The sequence below is a fragment of the Candidatus Hodgkinia cicadicola genome (genome assembly GCF_002774925.1).
This window is the reverse complement of record NZ_NXGO01000056.1, coordinates 1-1,050: the sequence shown is the minus strand read 5'-3', so window position 1 is coordinate 1,050 and position 1,050 is coordinate 1. Positions and strand designations below refer to the sequence as shown.

The following is a 1,050-nucleotide window of genomic DNA, read 5'->3' as shown; positions in this document are numbered from 1 at the left end:
TAAGTACTTTACTCTTGTTAAAATATAAAACGTTGCAGGTAAACTACCCCTTTCCCCGTAACCGATCTTTACCAAATTCAATAGGCCTTCAGTCCTCTACAACTCAGGCACATATGTAAAAAATTATTTGGTTCTGTTTGAATTTACGGCAGTTATCATTCGTCATAAAAAAAATTACCTTTGTTATATGTATCAGCTTATGGTCTGGGTAGTGTGTTATCTATCAATGAGCCTGATAGCACAGTCCAACGTCAGTCCAATAGCTGAAATGAATTATTTCCTTAATTACGTATAAAGAAGCATGAAGTTTTGTGTTTGAAGTTGAAAAGTTTAATGAAATTTTTGATTTTGTGTTTTGGGTAGAATATTGTCAACTACAAAGTTTGCATTGATTTTATCAGGTTACAACAGCTTGATATTGTGTATATTATAACAAATAAATAAATTCGGGTTATTTATTCCACAGGTTGTTAACGTCAATTTTGTAACAATATATAAAATGTCCCTTCCTGATAATAACTATGACCGTGGAACTCACCTTTTTTCCGCCGTTCGTTTCAAAAATTCTGCGTTGCCAACTTCTTTTCGTAACTCGAAGAAGGTTATATTTATTATATCAAAAGTAAACTCTGTTTTAAGAACTGTCAGGAACAAACATACAGTATTACGGATAACAATAGTTTAACTATCCATTTTTTAAACCCTTTAGTTACCCAATAATGTTCCCGATTATTTTAGTTCAAAGTTGAGTTTTTCTTTATTTATCGCCGGTTGGCTAATCTGCTTAGTAAAAAGTAATGGTCGATTTCGTTAAATCTCAAGGCGTGGAAATGTTCTTTTAGCTACAGAAAAACGTATTTAAACACACAAATAAAAGGAATCGATATTGAAAAACGAACTCATCAGACAATCAACGAGTCTAAACCTTATAGCTTCGGAGAACTTGGTTTCGGAGGCTGTTCTGAAAGTTCAAAACAACGTTTTCATCAACAAACGTGCTGATGGTTATCCAGGATATCGGCATTATGAAGGTTGTGGTTTTGTCGATGA

The 1,050-nt window shown here is 33.2% G+C and carries 1 pseudogene; it reads left to right on the top strand.

Going from position 1 to position 1,050, the window contains the following annotated elements:
• Positions 1 to 886: 886 nt before the first annotated feature.
• Positions 887 to 1,050, top strand: a pseudogene (gene glyA / locus MAGTDC_RS05940) (serine hydroxymethyltransferase); the annotation flags it as partial.